Genomic DNA, 16,607 nt, shown 5'->3' with positions numbered 1-16,607 from the left:
TTTGAGTCATTTATAGTATAGATACAACGTTGTGAAGTTCACATGATAATCAGCCCGGGAGATTGTTGTGTAATAACTTATAGAAGGAGCAAAGCACCATGTATCAAACAAATATACGTGATTTAATTACAAAATTGCCTCAAAGCAATAAAACAGAACACTTTTTAATGAACAAATTTTCAAATCAAGATGAAGTTCAGCAGCTGCAACAACAATTCAGCCAACTGCTAGATCAAAAATATAATGCACTTTTAGCTGATGAACAAGCTAAGTTAGACCAATACGTGGAAGTACATCAAGGATTGGAATCATTAAAGGAAGAGATTGAATCAGAACCTATTACGCTTAATATCGATAAATTACCCGATATCAAAGCAACAATGCTTGAAAGAGCCAAGAATGATGAACATTCTGATAAGATCGAAAAGCTATTTGATAGGTTAGAACAGGCATTAAATGGTACGAATCGATTATATATGCAATTATCGTTGATTGGTACACGAACACATCGAATCACAACTAAAAATTTTAATCTTCAAGGCTTACCTAAAGCAGTACAACATACGATTTTACCTTCAAAATTTAAGAAGGTGTATACAATTGATTTTAAGTCATTTGACCCTTCAGTTGTTGGATACATGACCCAAGATTCGAAACTGATTGACTATTTGAATCATAAAGAAGGTTTATATGACGCATTACTAGAAGATTTATCACTGTCCAAAAAAGAGAAAAAGTTTGTTAAACGTGCATTTATTGGCTCGTTTCTATTTGGTGGCAACTTCAATAGTCCTAAATTCAAGCTGAATCAATATGTAAGTGAAGTGCAATGGTTGGATGCAGTCAGCAAATTTACAAAAGTCAATGAACTTAAGAAGCACCTCGAAAAGAGTAATTCCATGCCTATGCCTTATGGTACTGAGCATGATATGAGCGCATTTCAAGGTAGCAGTATCATGGCAATCTACGTACAAACGGTAGCGAGTTATGTTTTCAAGCACATTTTGTTGGAAGTGTACAAAGCACAGTGCGAACAAAAAACGTTCAAGATTATAGTACCGATACACGATGCGATTATGATTGAATGTGAAGATGAAGAAATTGCACAAAATGTGGGTCAGCTAATGAAAAGTACAGCTAACCAGTTGTTCAATGATGAATTTGCACATGTGACAGTGGAAGAAATAGGAGGCGTAGACCATGAATAATGATAGAGGACAAAGCCTACACATTCCAAGTATTACACCACTCAAAGAAAATAATATATATGTAGCTACGTTACATTCTGTGAGCCAAACAGATTTCTCAGGTGAAGTAAAACACCAATTCACGTATGAAATTGAAGTGAACAATCAGATTGTATACGTGAATCGAAATATTTCAACACATGCGACAGCTAAACAGGTGTCAATAAATGATTGGCTAAAGAATCATAGCAACTATAACCTGAGTCATAAAACGTATGAACCTTACATTGACCGAAAGCATTTAATCCATATTGGTCAATATAATGGTAATTATTATGTACACGATGTAGCACCATTAAATGAAACTGGAGGCATATTATAATGACCAGTATATTCGAAATGTTAACTAAAATAATAAGTGTGGCTAAGGAGGCAATCGACCGTCAAGGTCTGATTGCTATCCTAACTATTCCTGTTAATAATGACAATGAAATAGAAGAAACAGCTCAAGGTGAAACCGTGTATAACGAACTTATCGATCAGTTACGACTTAATATCCCAAAAGATACGGATTATCGACCTAACATCTATAGCTATTTTGGTATTAAGAAGAATCCTAATGACACCGTACTCATGGAAATGATGTTAAAGGTTTTTCATATCAAACGCTTTAATTCAGAACTGTTTGTTTTCAAAGCTAACGAGTGGCAAAAGATAAATGGAAATGAATTACAAGACTTGATATCTAAAATGATACAAGTATTGCTTGTAGATTATAAGCCTTCACTAAGCACTCTAAAAAATGTCGTAGATGGATTGCAAAAATCAACAGATGTAGAAGAACTTGTTGAAAATGAGCACTATATTGGTTGTGGTGAAAATATGTTCGATCTTAATACGTTTCAAGTCGTTAAAAATTCAATCGATATCTTTCCAAAAACACGATTGAATTTATCATTAAGTACAAATGATGTAATTACTGATAAGATACCGCCATATTTTAACCAATATATGTTACAACTTGCGAATTATGACGATGATTTACAATACTTTCTTTTCCAACATACAGCAGTGTTACTTACAGCTGATACTAAATACCGTCGAGGTCTCATATTATACGGTGGAGCTAAGAATGGTAAATCTGTATATATTGAACTAGTTAAATCATTTTTCTATAGTAAAGATATTGTGTCTAAGGCACTTAATGAGCTTGAAGGTCGCTTTGACAAAGAAAGTTTAATTGACAAAAGTCTAATGGCAAGTCATGAAATTGGAAAATCTAGGATTCAAGAAAAGACTGTAAATGACTTCAAAAAGTTATTATCTGTAGAATCATTGCATGTTGATCGTAAAGGAAAAACTCAAGTGGAGGTCACTTTGGATTTGAAACTTGTTTTTGGTACAAATGCGGTACTTAATTTTCCTGCTGAACATGCGAAAGCTTTGGAGCGTCGAATTAATGTTATTCCATGTGAATATTATGTTGAAAAAGCGGATACTTCATTAATTGATAAACTCATGAGTGAGAAGAAAGAAATCTTTCTTTACTTGATGTATGTGTATCAAAAAATTGTAGAAGCAGATATCGAATATCTTGAAAATAGTCGTGTCACTGAAATTACTCACGATTGGTTAAATTTTGGATATGAATTTGTTTCTAACAAATCAGTCAGTATTGCAAATCAGAAAGCATGTATTAATTTACTACGAAAACTTATAGCAATTAAACCAGGATCACGTATCAAAGTGTCTAAGCTAAATGAGGTTATTAGAGATGAAATTAAAGTAAGCTCTCAAGTTATTAATGATTTGGTACAAGCTAACTTTAATGTACAAAGTAGACTAAATAATGGTTATAAGTATTGGGTCGATTTAGGATGGAAAGAAACTGATAAAAAAGATGACATGATTTCATTCGATAAAAATGAGAATGTAACAGATGATGAGTTCTTATACGAAGATGATTTGAACATAGGTTGGGAGGACTTTGACGATGAATAATGAACAAATTGAAGCATTTGTAGAAGTGCTTGTGCCTATCATAGAAGAACGTATCAATAAAGGTAAGTAATCTAATTACGTACTACAGGCAGTTGCCTGTAGTACTCATATGATTAAGTGGTAAAAGTGATAAAAATGAAACGAAGTTATAAATATATATTATCCATATGATGTTACAAGACCGATAGTCTGTAGCAATAATCTAATAAAAGGAGCGGTACGTTATGAGTAAGAAAATTGCACTGTATTCACGTGTAAGTACATCTGAGCAATCTGAACGTGGATATTCAATCCATGAACAAGAACAAGTGCTCATCAAAGAAGTTGTGAAAAACTATCCAGGTTATGACTATGAAACTTATATCGATTCAGGTATATCAGGTAAAGATATTGAAGGTCGACCAGCAATGAAACGTCTATTACAAGATGTTAAGGATAATAAAATCGAAATGGTGTTAAGTTGGAAATTGAATCGTATCTCACGATCAATGAGAGACGTTTTTAATATCATTCATGAATTCAAAGAACATGGCGTAGGTTATAAATCGATTTCTGAGAATATTGATACATCCAATGCTTCTGGAGAAGTACTCGTTACAATGTTTGGGTTAATAGGGTCAATTGAGCGTTCAACACTGATCAGTAACGTCAAAATGTCGATGAATGCCAAAGCACGTAGTGGAGAGGCTATTACAGGCAGAGTGCTAGGCTATAAGTTATCACTTAATCCACTTACTCAGAAAAATGATTTGGTTATCGATGAAAATGAAGCTAATATTGTACGTGAAATTTTCGATTTATATTTGAATCATAATAAAGGCCTCAAAGCCATTACAACCGTACTTAATCAAAAGGGGTATCGTACTATTAATCAAAAGCCATTTTCAGTGTATGGTGTTAAATACATTTTGAATAATCCAGTCTATAAAGGCTATGTCAGATTCAATAACCATCAAAACTGGGCTGTACAGCGAAGAAGTGGCAAAAGTGATAAAAATGATGTGATATTGGTCAAAGGTAAACATGAAGCCATTATAAGTGAAGAAGTATTTGACCAAGTGCATGAAAAATTAGCTTCTAAAAGTTTTAAACCGGGCAGACCTATTGGTGGAGATTTCTATCTTCGTGGGCTCATTAAATGTCCAGAGTGCGGCAATAATATGGTATGCCGACGGACTTATTATAAAACGAAAAAGTCGAAAGAACGGACAATCAAACGCTATTACATTTGTTCATTATTCAACCGCTCAGGAAGTTCTGCCTGTCATAGTAATGCGATTAATGCTGAAGTCGTCGAACGCGTAATCAATGTTCATTTGAATCGTATTCTTTCACAACCTGATGTTATTAAGCAGATTGCGTCAAATGTGATAGAAGAACTGAAACAAAAGCATAGTAAACAAACAGAAATAAAATATGACATTGATAGTTTAGAAAAACAAAAAGCTAAGCTTAAAACACAACAAGAACGATTGTTAGAATTGTTCTTAGATGATCAAATGGATAGCGAAATGTTAAAAGATAAACAAAGTCAAATGAATCAACAGTTAGAAGTATTAGATCAACAAATTAAAGAAGCGCAACAAGCAAATCAATCACAGGATGAAATACCCAATTTTGATAAATTAAAAGGACGACTCATTTTGATGATAACACGATTCAGCGTGTACTTAAGAAAGTCTACACCCGAAGCTAAAAATCAACTTATGAAAATGTTAATTGATTCAATTGAAATTACGACAGATAAACAAGTAAAACTTGTAAGGTATAAAATTGACGAAAGTCTTATCCCTCAATCTTTGAAAAAAGATTGGGGGTCTTTTTTTATGCCCAAATTCCAATTCGAAATAGACGGTCGAAACGATTATTTCATCGACCAAATTACCACTTTTACCACTTAATTCTCAGTGACAAAAGTGAGAGAAATGAAATAAAAATCAAATATATATTATCAAAATGATGTATCACATGCATACATCTATCAAATACATTAGGAGGTCATAATTATGACATTAGAACAACAACTCAAGCACTATGTAACCAACTTATTCAATCTGCCAAAGGAAGAAAAATGGGAATGTGAATCCATCGAAGAAGTAGCTGATGATATCTTACCTGACCAATATGTAAGGCTTGGGCCACTCAGTAATAAAACACTTCAAACCTACACCTACTACTCTGATACACTTCACGAAAGTAATATCTACCCTTTCATTCTCTACTATCAGAAACAGCTCATAGCCATTGGTTATATTGATGAAAACCACGATATGGATTTCTTATATCTACACAACTCGGTCATGCCCCTTTTAGATCAACGATACTTACTAACAGGAGGACAATAATATGCATAAATATATCAAACTAACACAATTAGCAATCACTATCCTAAGTGAAATCATTACTTGGATGAAAGAATCAGAACGAAAGGGAAATGCTTATGAGTAGATATATCACTCGTGGTATTGCCCAAAACTTACCTACCACATTACAACATCAATTATGGCAAGTTGTAGCGCAACGTGAAAATGAACAGTCTAAGGAACTAGAAGAAATAGATTATTTTCATGTCTTCCAGTTCAACATGCACAATAATCAATTATATATCAAACACAAACAAGAACGTCCTGAGTATGTCAAAATTCATAAAGCTAATTACTCAAAAGCTATCAATATTAATAAGGTCTACATTATCCGAGAAGATGATGTAGACCTTTCTTATTACGTCATGTTATTACCGGAAGAATACTAGAGGAGTGAATATTACATGGAAACAATCAAAAGCACATTAGAAACAGAAGCCATATTCAGTGATGACCAACAACACCGCTATCTACTTAAGAAAACATGGGACAGTGAAAAACAAACGATTACGATAATCACGATGTATCCGCATTATGATGGCATTCTCAACATCGACCTAACAACTCAGCTCATTATGAACAAAGTTTCAGAAATGGATGCATTTGGTTCAATCAATTTTGTGAATCTATATTCTAATATTACGACACCTATCAATCTCAAACATTTAGAAAATGCCTATGATAAGCATACAGATATTCAAATTATGAAGGCAGTGAAAGAATCAGATGAAGTGATATTAGCTTGGGGCGCTTACGCTAAAAAACCCGTCGTAGAAGCACGTGTTAATGAAGTATTAGAAATGTTGAAACCACATAAGAAGAAAGTGAAACAACTCATGAACCCAGCAACCAATGAAATCATGCACCCCCTTAATCCGAAAGCAAGACAGAAATGGACTTTGAAAGCGTAACCTATATATGGAGGATGGAGGTAAATTATGAAAGAAATCAATATCGTTTCACTACAAATGATAAAAACAAATACATTAAATTATCTAAAAAATCGTATTTCAAACCCTGAGGATGCGGCAGAAATCATGCGATCATTCATTGGCAATAGTGACCGAGAACATCTTATTCTTATATGTATGAACAGTAAAAATGAACCTACACATATTCAAACACTATCGATTGGTTCTATTAACCAAACAGTGATTCACCCTAGAGAAATATTCAAAACAGCGATACTCAGTAACGCCAATAGTATTATGCTCGGTCATAATCATCCAAGTGGAGATGTAACACCCTCTCCTGAAGATATTAATGTAACCAAACGATTAATGCTCATCAGTGAAATGATGGGCATTTTATTTTATGACCATATTATTTTCTCAGATAGTCATACCTATACCATTAGACAACGTGATTTAAAGGTAGAGATATAGCCGTATTTTGTCACTACCATTACTTTGTCACTTTCCAACATTTATAAAATCCCTTTATATCAATGTTTTTATCTGAAAAATATTTTTCACAACTTTTAATAAATATACGGAGGTTGACTTATTGTGACAAACCTATTTTGTAATATATAACTTAAAGGAGGTGATATATTGGATCGTGCGTTTCGAATATTAACGATATACAATCGTTTACTACAAAATAAATCCGTCAACAAGCAATCACTTACATTAGAACTTGATACAAGTCCTCGAACGATACAAAGAGATATCGATGATATCAGAAACTTCTTATATGAAAGCAAATCATGGATAAGTGCACCTAAAGAAATTACGTACGATTATAAATCAGAAAGTTATAAGCTCGCACAAAATAAAAGTGAAAATATGTATTTTATGTATGATATTTTGACTGCTTTATACCTAACCACACCAAAATTAAGCCATTACTTTTATCAATATCTTAAATTATTAATCATCAGACATCATTCAGATAATCGAACTAAATTATTAAAATATCTTGAGATCTTTGAAATTGATAAAAATCAAATAGGTATTTCGACATCATCATTAGCTATTCAAGCAATGAACGAAAATAAATATCTTCAATACAATCAAAAACTATTATTACCTTTATCGATATACTATCAAATGTATGCTTTTCACTTAGTATATCGAATGGACGATGAAATTTATATCGATGATATTAGTCAAATGAATCTGAGTTTGTCTGAAAAACCTGTGGACATACAAGAAAAAACAAAAGGTACAAACCTATATTACTTTTGAAATTTCTAAAGATGTCTGGTTAAAAATGCATCGATATCATCAAATTCATGTAATATAAAAATATGATGTACATTATCTTATCGTCACTTTCAAAATGACAAGGCTCGAAGCGATTCAACTCTGTTTTATGTATCGATCCAATATACGTATTATTTCACCCCCTGATTTGAGAGAACAAGTGATTGATGAATTATTTTTATTGCAGTCAACATATTTAAAACAACAGGTTCAAGAATAAACATAATTTACAATATTTTATAAATTATTAAATACGAAAGGAATGGGAATCATGGGCAACATAATAAAAACGATAGGTAAAGGTATTGGGAAAGGTGTCGGTGCAGCAGCATATTATTCAGTTGCGACTGTTGGCGCTGCCATTGGTGCGATTTGGGAAACAACAGGCGATAGAGGTTTGATGAGAGACGCTTTAAGTGATAGCTCTAACCAAGACTTAATGGAAATATATGAGATACAGAAGAAAGATGATGGGGATTATGATACTTATATTGCGGCTAAATCCTTATTACAAGAGAGAGGATTCACTTATAATCACGAAACGAACAAATGGGAAAAATAACAGGGAGTGAAATAAATGGAATTTGCATATTATGAAGCGAAATCTTTAAATGATTTTGAAAATGAACTAAAAACACTTGCTTTAAATAAAAAATATACATTTAGTAAAGAAACCGAAGTCCTTAAAGAAGAAGAAATTCTTGAAAAATCGAATAGCCATGAGCGCGAACTATTAAAAGTATTTAAAGATAATGCACAAATAATAACATATCATTTTAAGAGTCATAAAAGTAATTATTTAATTATTATTGGAGAGACAAAGACACCTAATGTTATTGGAATAACAGTTATATTTAACAAAAAACCTTTTAAACAATTGGGGAAAATTGCATTAGGATCAGTAATTGCTTTGACTTCTGGTGGAAGTATACTAGCCATCGGAGCCGTATTTGGAATACTTACCTCAGTTGCAAGACGTACACTTGTAATCAAAGGGCCATTAGGAAAAGAAATTTCACAAATTATAGAAAGTAAATTGGGTCAGCCGATAGAAATTAAAGAACAATAAGGAAGTAATATTTTTCAAAGACATATTGACCTAAAAAGTATGTCTTTTTTAATTATTCTAATAATAAATATATAAAAGCGTAGAAAAATAGATTAATATAATAATATAAAGCGATTTTAGAAAGAATGGGGATATTAAGTTGAAAAAATTTTTAGCAAGTTTAGGAGTTATTTTATTAGTTGCAATATTGGGAGTTGCAGTTGTATTTGCATATGGAAGTTACAAAGATTTAGAACTTAAAAAAGAACAAACTAAAGTAACTGAAAACAAACAAAAAGATAGTAAAAACAAAACTTCCAAAAAAGAACAACAAAATCAAACTACAAACCAAACAGAAATTCAAGAACCAACAAACACAAATAATAATTCTAATGAAGAACTCAATACTAATGAAGTGCGAACAACAGAAGATGGTGAAGAAATTAAAAAAACTAAGAATGGCATAGACTATACTGGTGAATTTGATTCTCCTGAAGAAGAGGAAGAGTTTGAAAAAGGTTTTATGGCCCAATCTGGTGGTGGAGCTACAAATGGAGAAAATACAGAAGAAAGTTCACCTAAATATACAGCTGAAGATGCTAAAAACATGTCTGATGATGATTTTTTAGATGCATATAAAGAAGGCATGTCAAGCGAAGATGCTGATGCAGTAGATGAATTATCTAAAAATCCAGCATATAAAGAATATTTAAGAGGTCAGGTTGAAGCACGCGCCAATGGTCAAGGAGGCAATTATTAAACTTAAAGATGAATATATTATGAGAAAATTACTAAGTATAATCACGGTAATTGCTATTTTAGGTATTTTAGCAACGGTGGCAGTCTTCGAATACAACAAGTATCAAGAAGTAGAATTAGAAAAAAGAATTGCAGAAATAGGATGATAATAATAATGAATTAGATACAAAAGGAAACAACGAAATAGATGATGCAAATCGTGAAAATGAAGCTAGTAATGATGATATTAACACACAAGAACAAGAGGCACAGGAAGAATGTATTAAGCCTTATAGCTTTAGCATTTAGTTTCGTTAAAAAGAAAATATATTTTCTGCGGCATCTAATTAATTATGCTGTTGTATTCACTTAACCTATAATAATAATAATTTAATTAGCAAGTTAATTTAAAAAATGTGTAATATAGTAGATAGAAATACACTTTGTTGTCGACAATTATACATGTTAATAGTGAAATATAAGTGGAAAATTAATACTTCAGGAAGGAACTATCGACTTAAATTATAATACGATAGTTATTACTTAATAGAAAGTAGGAAAGCAAATGATAGAAATAATTATTCAACTTATTCTCTGAACTGGATTTACAGGGTTATCAGTTACAAACATTATTAGTAGTAAAAATGCAAAGGTTAAATTTAAAAATCTAAATATACTAATATAGTTTATGCATTTAACAGGTGTCATACAAATAATAGGTAGTTTTAGTTTGTTAATCGGCATAGTTTACACAAACTTTGCAATCTTTGGCGGGTTTTGGATGGCGATGTTTATGGCAGGAGGATTTACAGTTAGAATGAAATCGATAGAAAGTCTTAATGATTTTAGATTATCACTTTTAATAGGTGTCTTATCGCTATTCGTATTAATTTTATCTAGTCAGTTAATGAACTATTTAAATATCCTTGAACCACCTCTAATTTATATTTATTTCTTAATTAAGGAATAGGGGGTACTTGTGTTAATTAGTCAAATTGCGTTGGATCTAATTTAAATCTTGAATCATATACTATGAAATATTATATTAAATTGTTAAAATTGATGTTAAGGCATTTACTGCACATAAATAGAAAATCAATTAATCATATTATTGTACTAAATAAAAGGAGGGCATCTATGTTTTTAGCATGGAATGAAATTAAACGTAATAAATTGAAGTTTAGTTTAATCGTTGGCGTTCTGATAATGATAAGTTATTTACTGTTCTTATTATCTGGTTTAGCCAGTGGATTAATGAATATGAACAGAGAGGGTATTGATAAATGGGGCGCTGATGCAATTGTGTTAAATAAAGATGCAAATCAAACGGTTGAACAATCAGTTTTTAACTTAGATAAAGTAGAAAACACATATAAGCAACAAGCAAGTTTAAAGCAGACGGGTGTTATTGTTTCTAACGGAGATACCGAAGAGAATGCATTGCTATTTGGTGTTAAAGATAATTCTTTTTTAGTACCCAATATGATTGAAGGAAAGAAATTTAATTCTGATAATGAAGTTATTGCTGATGAAACGCTTAAAGAAAATGGTTTCAAAGTTGGTGATAAACTGTCATTATCACAGTCTGATGAAGAATTGAAAATAGTAGGATTTAGTGAGAGTGCAAAATATAACGCTTTGCCTGTGATTTTCTCAAGTAATAGTACAATAGAAAAAATTAATCCATCCTTAAAAGAAGGCATGACGAACGCTGTAGTTGTTAAAGATAAAGAATGGAATAAAAAGAATTTAGATAGCAATTTAGAAGCTATTGAAATTGAAAATTTTGTTGAGAATTTACCTGGCTATAAAGCACAAAACTTAACCCTCAATTTTATGATTTCATTTCTATTTGTTATTTCAGCAACAGTTATAGGTATATTTTTATACGTGATTACACTGCAAAAGACAAATTTATTTGGTGTATTAAAAGCTCAAGGCTTTACAAATGGTTATTTAGCAAAGGTAGTAATATCACAAACGTTTATTATTGCTTTGATAGGAACAATTGTTGGATTAATACTGACATTAATAACAGGGTTATTTTTACCAAGTGCAGTGCCTATTAAATTTAGTATAGCAACTCTAACGATATACGGTATTGTACTGATTGTTGTTTCACTATTAGGTAGTCTGTTCTCTATATTAACGATAAGAAAAGTGGATCCACTTAAAGCGATAGGGTAAATAAGGAGTGTAATTAAATGTTAGAATTTAAAAATGTTACTAAATATTTCCAAGACGGAAATCAAAAAATAGAAGCCGTAAAACTTACCTCACTAAAATTTAATCAAAAAGAACTCATTGCTATTATTGGTCCTTCTGGTTCTGGAAAAAGCACGTTTTTAACTATGGCGGGGGCGCTCCAAACGCCCAGTTCGGGTGATATTATAATTAATGGGAGCGAAGTGTCCGGTATGTCTCAGAAAGCACTAGCACACACAAGAATGCAAGAAATTGGATTCATACTGCAAGCCACTAATCTCGTGTCTTTTTTAACTGTAAAACAACAATTTAAATTACTAAAGAAACAAAAGAAAAATGTGCTAAGTGAAGATGAGTATAATCAACTTATGTCACAGCTTAATCTGGAAACAATTGAAAATAAGCTTCCAAGTGAGATATCTGGAGGACAAAAGCAGCGTGTGGCAATTGCCAAAGCTTTATATACGCAACCTTCAATCATTTTAGCAGATGAACCGACGGCCTCTTTAGACACCCAGAATGCTATGGAAGTTATGAAGATTTTAAAGGAACAGACATTAAGAAAAAACAAAACCTGTATAGTAGTTACACATGATGAAAGACTTACGTCATATTGTGATAAGGTTTATCATATGGAAGACGGAGTATTAGAGCAAGCTCAAGTCTAATGTTTTAACGCTAATAATTAATTCAAGGTACTACTAATTAATAAATATTAGATTCGAAATTAATATAAATTTAGCCTACTTAACTTATAAAATTAAGTAGGCATTTTTATTTGTAAATAATGGGGTTTATAAAGAAATAATTATGATTTGTTATCAAAATTTCTTCCTTCTAAACCAGCTAACTCTTCTTTTGATGCAGATGGTGCTTTCATTTCAAAAATTTGGTTGACAACTGTATAGTCATAATAACCTAAGCGCGCAATAGGTCTAATAGATTGTATATCAAGTTTCCCATTATCTAGAATAACTTCGTCATCAATATGAACTTGTGCTACACGGCCTATTACCATATCTACAGTTGATACTGGATCGCCAATAGGGATACGCACTGTTTGGACATATTCACACTCAAAATGTACAGGAGATGCTTTGACTCTGTGACCAGGCGCTTCAATGCATTTCTCTTTTTCTACACCTGCAAATTCAAATTCATCTTCTTCTGGTGGCAATGCCTTAGCAGATAAGTTTACTGCTTCTCTTAAATCATAAGTTGCCATGTTCCAAACAAACCATCCTGTTTCTTCTGCATTTTTAACTGTATCTTTACGCTCGTGTTCTCCTAAAACAGATTGATTAGCTGCAAACATTACCATAGGCGGATCCCATGTTAAATTTTGGTATTGGCTATAAGGTGCTAAATTATCTTTACCATCCTTTGATATTGTTGAAATCCATCCAATTGGTCTAGGAACAGTACTGCTTTTAAAAGTATCGTGTGGTAAACCATGGCTACGTGTGCCTTGTTTTGGTGAATAATTCATAACATGATCACTCCTCAAAAATTTTGAAACTACTGCAAGAATAATTGTAATTAATGTAAACGTCTAATACTAAATTTGAATTGATTTATTAGTTCAAACTATAGAACAATGAAAAGTGCATCAATAAGTTGTTTGTTCATCGCTTGGCAAGAATAATGAAGCAAGGAATGCTAAGAATGCAATAGATGATATGATTACAAACATACTTGTAAAATTATTTAGAGAAGTAAGGTAAATTGATAGGATCGGAGCAACTGCTGTACCTAAAAATAGAATAAATGTGTTAACAGACAAGAAGAAACCTCTATTTCCATACACTACCATATTTACTTTTGCGATAACTAAAGGGACTGCAAACGCAATTCCAGCAACAAAACATATACTTAAAAATGTTATTAGCAGAATATTATGTGCAAAAGGCATTAATATTAATGTCACACCACAAACGCCTAAAGCAATATTTAAAACAAATTTGACACCATACCTACTACTAATACGTCCCGACATTAATGAACTTAGCATACCAAAAACACCGAATAATTTTACTAGAAATGCTGTGTGATTATCTCCGTGTATAGAATCCGATAGTATGAATTCATTTATTACTGCATACATAGAAATGAATGTTGTAAGTAATGTTAGAGAAATAAAGTAGCAGATTAATACTTTTCGATTTTTAGCAAAGCCTTTAAAATTGCTAAAGTATTTAAGGATTTGAACATCTGAATTTTTTACAGGGCTTTCTGGGACATTTCTAAAGATGATAATAGCTAAGCAGATGTATAGTGAAGAAAGTATAAAGAAAATAATGTGCCAATCGAATTGGCTGATTAATATTTCTGAAAAATTTTGACCTAAAATACCAGATAGCATAAAACTTGTACTAATAAAACTTACTGCTGTTAACCTCTTTTTAAGTGGATAAGTTTCGGTAGTGTAAGTAATAGCTATGGGAGAAAATGCAGCTGCAAATATCCCTTGGAGGCCTCGTAAAATCAATAACGTATTAAAAGAAGTTATAAATCCAATCAAAAAGCAAACTATAATTAGACCAATCAGTGAAAGTAAAATGACACGTATTCTGCCAAATTTTTCTGAAATAGTACCATAAAATAAACAGCTAATGGAATAAGTGACTGAAAAAACCACACAATTCATTGCTGCAACTGACTGAGATATACCAAAATCATTAGCTAAATGCTCTGTTATAGGTATTGCGGTATATAGATTAAACATAATTAAGATACCAGAAATAAACAAAACAAATGTTATTATATTATAATTTTTTGACGCTTCCATACGTATTACTCCTTGAAAATGAATTGTCTCCATTATTACATTTATTTAGGTTTTGGAAAACCTTTTTTGAAAAAATGTTCATTTCTGTTTTGAATTTTTTATGAAGTGGAAATAGGTAAGTGAGTGTAGAAATTGATGACAATCGAATGGGAGCTTTTTCAGGAGGTAAATTAATGAAAATAAACTTAAATTGGGAAAATACTTTTCAAGAATATCAAGATATATTGAATTCTGGTTTAAATCCAGAATGGTTATATAGCGCTAAAGCAAATATGATACTAATTCCAGCTTATACAGGAAAAGGGAAAGAGTTTTTTTTACTAGTGACATCATTAAAGCAAGTAAGACTATCCCCTTTTTTTAGACAATTTTGATGATTCGTAGAGTTATTTCATAATTCTTGCTAATAAAGATTGAAAAGCTTTAAGAAGGGTACAATATTAAGTAAGAGACTTGGAGCTCTTGTCAATTAAGATAATGAGCAAGTGAGCTCGTTAAGTTAAAGATGAGCTGAGGTAAAGTTTACCTGCCCATCTTTTTCTATTTGGAGGCTAAATATATGAAAAAAATATTATTAACAGGCGCTTCGGGATATATCGGTAGTCACTTAATGAATAAATTAAAAGATAACTATGAAATTATAGCTATTTCTAGAAATATAGAAAATAAATCAAATGAACACAATGTTACTTGGAAGGCAGCTGACTTGTTTGATTTAAATGAAATCACTGAGGTAATGGAGGATATTGATATCGCTATATATCTTGTCCATTCTATGATGCCTTCAGCTAAGTTGACGCAGGCGAGCTTTGAAGATATGGATGCATTATTAGCTGATAATTTTGCTAAAGCCGCAAGTTATAACAAAGTTCAGCATATTGTATTTATGAGTGGTTTGATACCTAATACAAATGAATTATCACCACATTTAAGAAGCCGTTTAGAGTGCGAACAGATTTTAGGATCATATGGTGTACCAGTAAGTACTTTAAGAGCTGGTTTGATTATAGGCTCTAAAGGAAGTTCTTACCCTATATTAAAAAATTAGTAGAAAGATTACCTGGCCTGTTACTACCAAAATGGGCTTATAATACAACATTGCCAGTTGCAATAGACGACGTGATTGACGGTTTATATAAAATTGTAGAGCGTAATCCAAATGAGAACGAATCGATAGATATTGGTGGACCTAGTCATATGACTTATAAAGATCTATTCAAGCAAACTGCAGAGGTACTAGGTAAACGATTACCTACGATAGATTTGCCTATTATTCCCATTTGGCTAAGTAAATATTGGGTGAAACTTATTTCAGGTGTCCCAAAAGAAATGGTCTATCCGTTAATGGATAGCTTAATTCATGATATGATTAGAAATGATGAAAATATTGTGAAAGACATTTCTATAGGCAAGATTGATTATAAGGAAAGTGTGCGTAATGCCTTGGAAGAAGAAACTAAGACACAAAAGAAAGGGAAGTCATCACGTAAGGGCGATATTAAAGATGTTAGAGCAATATCAAGGGTAGTCTTACCTAAAGATGTAAATATGATTCAATTGGCAGAATCATATGCAAATTTTTTAAATAGAATTACATTAAATGTCGTTAATAGTGATTTTAACGAAGATAACTTTACGATTAGTGTGCCGTGTTTAAATAAGGACTTACTATTATTAAGTAAAGATTTTAAAGCTTCTAATAATGAGAGAATTTTATATCGAATTGTTGGTGGAGATTTCGCTTTAGATTCAGATGGTGGTAATGCGAGATTAGAGTTTAGAAGATTACCTAATAGTGACGCATGTATCATAGCGTTACAAGAATATGAACCGACGTTACCTTGGTGGGTATATAAGTATACCCAAGCAAAAGTTCATAAAAGTGTAATGAATCTTTTTAAATTCAAGATTAATAGCCAAAAAACTAATAAAGGAGAATACTTTAATATAAAGAAGTTTATTTTGCCAATTGTTATTACAGGTGCAATTGTTTTGAAAGTATATGGATTGAAAAAGTATTTAGCTAGAAAAAATAACATGTCCAATGCCGAATTGTAACGGCTAAAATAA

At 31.8% G+C, this 16,607-nt stretch carries 18 protein-coding genes and 2 pseudogenes; 18 read left to right on the top strand and 2 right to left on the bottom strand.

The window, feature by feature from the left end; translation table 11 throughout:
• The first annotated feature begins 98 nt into the window (after window positions 1-98).
• From KA926_RS07250 to KA926_RS07180, 16 genes are all read left to right on the top strand, one after another.
• The gene (locus KA926_RS07250) at window positions 99-1,208 is read left to right on the top strand and encodes a DNA polymerase family A protein (protein WP_210144048.1); all 1,110 of its coding nucleotides are present in this window, start codon (window positions 99-101) and stop codon (window positions 1,206-1,208) included.
• Window positions 1,201-1,569: a hypothetical protein gene (locus KA926_RS07245; protein ID WP_150890062.1), complete on the top strand. Its 369-nt coding sequence runs from the start codon at window positions 1,201-1,203 to the stop codon at window positions 1,567-1,569. Before KA926_RS07250 ends, KA926_RS07245 begins: the two co-directional genes overlap by 8 nt.
• Entirely contained in the window at window positions 1,569-3,188 is a 1,620-nt protein-coding gene (locus KA926_RS07240; protein WP_210144046.1) for a DUF5906 domain-containing protein, read from the top strand. The genes KA926_RS07245 and KA926_RS07240 overlap by 1 nt, the downstream gene beginning before the upstream one ends.
• 224 nt (window positions 3,189-3,412) lie before the next feature.
• Window positions 3,413-5,089 carry a cassette chromosome recombinase CcrC gene (ccrC, locus tag KA926_RS07235; RefSeq protein WP_210144044.1) on the top strand — a complete coding sequence of 559 codons (1,677 nt, stop codon included), beginning with the start codon at window positions 3,413-3,415 and terminating at the stop codon, window positions 5,087-5,089.
• A gap of 105 nt (window positions 5,090-5,194) precedes the next feature.
• A complete protein-coding gene (locus KA926_RS07230; RefSeq protein ID WP_107386475.1) occupies window positions 5,195-5,533 on the top strand; it encodes an SAUGI family uracil-DNA glycosylase inhibitor in 339 nt (112 codons plus the stop codon).
• A gap of 95 nt (window positions 5,534-5,628) precedes the next feature.
• The gene (locus KA926_RS07225; RefSeq protein ID WP_073345744.1) at window positions 5,629-5,940 is read left to right on the top strand and encodes a DUF960 family protein; all 312 of its coding nucleotides are present in this window, start codon (window positions 5,629-5,631) and stop codon (window positions 5,938-5,940) included.
• Window positions 5,941-5,955: 15 nt separating this feature from the next.
• On the top strand, window positions 5,956-6,462 hold the full coding sequence (locus KA926_RS07220) for a DUF1643 domain-containing protein (RefSeq protein WP_107386474.1): 507 nt from the start codon (window positions 5,956-5,958) through the stop codon (window positions 6,460-6,462).
• Between the two features lie 27 nt (window positions 6,463-6,489).
• Window positions 6,490-6,936 (top strand): JAB domain-containing protein, encoded by a 447-nt coding sequence (locus KA926_RS07215; protein WP_107386473.1) that lies wholly within the window; start codon window positions 6,490-6,492, stop codon window positions 6,934-6,936.
• Window positions 6,937-7,104: 168 nt separating this feature from the next.
• Window positions 7,105-7,740, top strand: a complete 636-nt coding sequence (locus KA926_RS07210) for an HTH domain-containing protein (RefSeq protein ID WP_226952115.1) — start codon at window positions 7,105-7,107, stop codon at window positions 7,738-7,740.
• Between the two features lie 289 nt (window positions 7,741-8,029).
• Window positions 8,030-8,320 (top strand): hypothetical protein, encoded by a 291-nt coding sequence (locus KA926_RS07205; RefSeq protein WP_107386472.1) that lies wholly within the window; start codon window positions 8,030-8,032, stop codon window positions 8,318-8,320.
• Window positions 8,321-8,335: 15 nt separating this feature from the next.
• The gene (locus KA926_RS07200; RefSeq protein ID WP_107386471.1) at window positions 8,336-8,827 is read left to right on the top strand and encodes a hypothetical protein; all 492 of its coding nucleotides are present in this window, start codon (window positions 8,336-8,338) and stop codon (window positions 8,825-8,827) included.
• A gap of 139 nt (window positions 8,828-8,966) precedes the next feature.
• Window positions 8,967-9,566 carry a hypothetical protein gene (locus KA926_RS07195; protein WP_210144043.1) on the top strand — a complete coding sequence of 200 codons (600 nt, stop codon included), beginning with the start codon at window positions 8,967-8,969 and terminating at the stop codon, window positions 9,564-9,566.
• A 19-nt stretch (window positions 9,567-9,585) separates the two neighbouring features.
• Window positions 9,586-9,711 (top strand): hypothetical protein, encoded by a 126-nt coding sequence (locus KA926_RS14070; protein ID WP_264291903.1) that lies wholly within the window; start codon window positions 9,586-9,588, stop codon window positions 9,709-9,711.
• A 614-nt stretch (window positions 9,712-10,325) separates the two neighbouring features.
• Window positions 10,326-10,514 carry a hypothetical protein gene (locus tag KA926_RS07190; RefSeq protein WP_107524220.1) on the top strand — a complete coding sequence of 63 codons (189 nt, stop codon included), beginning with the start codon at window positions 10,326-10,328 and terminating at the stop codon, window positions 10,512-10,514.
• Window positions 10,515-10,681: 167 nt separating this feature from the next.
• The gene (locus KA926_RS07185; RefSeq protein ID WP_210144041.1) at window positions 10,682-11,731 is read left to right on the top strand and encodes an ABC transporter permease; all 1,050 of its coding nucleotides are present in this window, start codon (window positions 10,682-10,684) and stop codon (window positions 11,729-11,731) included.
• A 17-nt stretch (window positions 11,732-11,748) separates the two neighbouring features.
• Window positions 11,749-12,417 (top strand): ABC transporter ATP-binding protein, encoded by a 669-nt coding sequence (locus tag KA926_RS07180; RefSeq protein ID WP_210144039.1) that lies wholly within the window; start codon window positions 11,749-11,751, stop codon window positions 12,415-12,417.
• Window positions 12,418-12,557: 140 nt separating this feature from the next.
• Here KA926_RS07180 and KA926_RS07175 read toward each other — a convergent pair whose 3' ends face one another.
• On the bottom strand, window positions 12,558-13,238 hold the full coding sequence (locus tag KA926_RS07175; protein WP_107386645.1) for a flavin reductase family protein: 681 nt from the start codon (window positions 13,236-13,238) through the stop codon (window positions 12,558-12,560).
• 120 nt (window positions 13,239-13,358) lie between these two features.
• Window positions 13,359-14,537, bottom strand: coding sequence for an MFS transporter (locus KA926_RS07170; protein ID WP_107386644.1), 1,179 nt, complete (start codon window positions 14,535-14,537; stop codon window positions 13,359-13,361).
• 173 nt (window positions 14,538-14,710) lie between these two features.
• Between KA926_RS07170 and KA926_RS07165 the strand changes: the two are divergent.
• Both KA926_RS07165 and KA926_RS07160 read left to right on the top strand, forming a co-directional pair.
• A pseudogene (locus KA926_RS07165) lies at window positions 14,711-14,901 on the top strand (hypothetical protein).
• Window positions 14,902-15,096: 195 nt separating this feature from the next.
• Window positions 15,097-16,595, top strand: a pseudogene (locus KA926_RS07160) (NAD-dependent epimerase/dehydratase family protein).
• The last annotated feature ends 12 nt before the right edge of the window (window positions 16,596-16,607 follow it).

The sequence above is a fragment of the Staphylococcus sp. GDY8P94P genome (assembly GCF_017892255.1).
GTDB lineage: Bacteria > Bacillota > Bacilli > Staphylococcales > Staphylococcaceae > Staphylococcus > Staphylococcus cohnii.
This window is presented reverse-complemented; position numbering and strand designations above follow the sequence as displayed.

Bases quoted from the DNA above. Each gene is read 5' to 3' on its own strand.
- KA926_RS07250 (WP_210144048.1), top strand. From the start codon at position 99: ATGTATCAAACAAATATACGTGATTTAATTACAAAATTGCCTCAAAGC.
- KA926_RS07245 (WP_150890062.1), top strand. From the start codon at position 1,201: ATGAATAATGATAGAGGACAAAGCCTACACATTCCAAGTATTACACCA.
- KA926_RS07240 (WP_210144046.1), top strand. From the start codon at position 1,569: ATGACCAGTATATTCGAAATGTTAACTAAAATAATAAGTGTGGCTAAG.
- ccrC (WP_210144044.1), top strand. From the start codon at position 3,413: ATGAGTAAGAAAATTGCACTGTATTCACGTGTAAGTACATCTGAGCAA.
- KA926_RS07230 (WP_107386475.1), top strand. From the start codon at position 5,195: ATGACATTAGAACAACAACTCAAGCACTATGTAACCAACTTATTCAAT.
- KA926_RS07225 (WP_073345744.1), top strand. From the start codon at position 5,629: ATGAGTAGATATATCACTCGTGGTATTGCCCAAAACTTACCTACCACA.
- KA926_RS07220 (WP_107386474.1), top strand. From the start codon at position 5,956: ATGGAAACAATCAAAAGCACATTAGAAACAGAAGCCATATTCAGTGAT.
- KA926_RS07215 (WP_107386473.1), top strand. From the start codon at position 6,490: ATGAAAGAAATCAATATCGTTTCACTACAAATGATAAAAACAAATACA.
- KA926_RS07205 (WP_107386472.1), top strand. From the start codon at position 8,030: ATGGGCAACATAATAAAAACGATAGGTAAAGGTATTGGGAAAGGTGTC.
- KA926_RS07200 (WP_107386471.1), top strand. From the start codon at position 8,336: ATGGAATTTGCATATTATGAAGCGAAATCTTTAAATGATTTTGAAAAT.
- KA926_RS14070 (WP_264291903.1), top strand. From the start codon at position 9,586: ATGAGAAAATTACTAAGTATAATCACGGTAATTGCTATTTTAGGTATT.
- KA926_RS07190 (WP_107524220.1), top strand. From the start codon at position 10,326: ATGGCGATGTTTATGGCAGGAGGATTTACAGTTAGAATGAAATCGATA.
- KA926_RS07185 (WP_210144041.1), top strand. From the start codon at position 10,682: ATGTTTTTAGCATGGAATGAAATTAAACGTAATAAATTGAAGTTTAGT.
- KA926_RS07180 (WP_210144039.1), top strand. From the start codon at position 11,749: ATGTTAGAATTTAAAAATGTTACTAAATATTTCCAAGACGGAAATCAA.
- KA926_RS07175 (WP_107386645.1), bottom strand. From the start codon at position 13,238: ATGAATTATTCACCAAAACAAGGCACACGTAGCCATGGTTTACCACAC.
- KA926_RS07170 (WP_107386644.1), bottom strand. From the start codon at position 14,537: ATGGAAGCGTCAAAAAATTATAATATAATAACATTTGTTTTGTTTATT.